The sequence below is a fragment of the Bacillus sp. 05T31 genome, assembly GCF_056396725.1.
This window is the reverse complement of record NZ_JBFTMA010001185.1, coordinates 1-750: the sequence shown is the minus strand read 5'-3', so window position 1 is coordinate 750 and position 750 is coordinate 1. Positions and strand designations below refer to the sequence as shown.

The following is a 750-nucleotide window of genomic DNA, read 5'->3' as shown; positions in this document are numbered from 1 at the left end:
ATTTCCATACTCTCCTGTAGGAGTGCCATCCATATTTAACTTAGGCATATTGTATTCTACTGTTTTTACACCTAGAATTTTTGAAGGTGATTCACTGACTATTTTTATATCGTTTTTAAAGAACTCTTCACTGTTGTGTGCTCCACCATTTAGAGTCTGATCATAGCTTTTCAGCGTTTTAGTCAATAAGTTTTTACTTGAACAGTACAGCATAAAATTACCTAGCTGTAATTCAAATTCAGTCAAAACAAAAAACACCGCCTCTCATTAGTTTGATTTACAAACCAATAAAAGACGGTGTTTATTAAAATGCATTAACATTATTTGTTGGTACGAAAAGAAATTTGTTGGTAACTTTACATTACCGCTAAACAATCAAAAACACTGTTATATCAGCGTTTACGAAGCCTTATATTCAAGTCTCAGCTTATCCTCAACCATTGCGATGAACTCAGAATTCGTAGATTTTGCTTTTGACATGTATACTGTATAACCATCACTATATCAAGGCATTGTATATTTCATAACAATTATTAAAAGCTTCTATTTATTGGTTAGAAGTATAAGGTTTATCGCTTACCTAAATCTGATTGTATCTTCTATTCAAAGTACTTTCAATAAAAAAAGGTAATGGACATTAAAAAAGCTTATGCAGGTTATACATAAGCTTTTTTACTCATGATTAGATATTTTTCAAATGCTACACCTTAAAGCAAGTCTTAAAAAGATTAAATATAATAGTCAGGATTT

The 750-nt window shown here is 30.3% G+C and carries 2 pseudogenes; both read right to left on the bottom strand.

What is annotated here, in order from left to right:
- Positions 1 to 246 (bottom strand): annotated as a pseudogene (locus AC1DJR_RS32265) (hypothetical protein); the annotation flags it as partial.
- Between the two features lie 153 nt (positions 247 to 399).
- Positions 400 to 495 (bottom strand): annotated as a pseudogene (locus tag AC1DJR_RS32260) (sporulation transcription factor Spo0A); the annotation flags it as partial.
- Between the last annotated feature and the right edge of the window lie 255 nt (positions 496 to 750).